This window comes from Staphylococcus sp. AC872, from assembly GCF_979255425.1.
In genome coordinates, this window is record NZ_CEEDKW010000052.1 from 1 (window position 1) to 276 (window position 276).

General features: G+C 72.5%; 1 protein-coding gene. It reads left to right on the top strand.

Annotated features, from left to right (window positions below):
* Positions 1 to 71 precede the first annotated feature (71 nt).
* On the top strand, positions 72 to 276 hold a 205-nt coding region (locus ACZ267_RS12890), incomplete at its 3' end, for a response regulator (protein WP_463680345.1).

Below are 276 nucleotides of genomic sequence, written 5' to 3' on the forward strand. Positions count from 1 at the left end.
GCGCCGGCGTGCCCTGCTTCGATCCAGTCGCCACAATCCGCTGTCGCGTCCACATCCGCCCCACCCCCTTCATGCGCCTGCTGCTTGTAGAAGACGACCCCATGATCGGCGAGAGCCTGCGGGAGGCGCTGCGCCGCCAGGGCTTTGCGGCCGACTGGGTGCGCGACGGGCAGGCCGCCGACGCGGTGCTGGCCAGCAGCGAACGCTTCGACGCCGTGCTGCTGGACCTGGGTCTGCCCAAGCGCGACGGCGTGGCCGTGCTGCGGGCGATGCGCG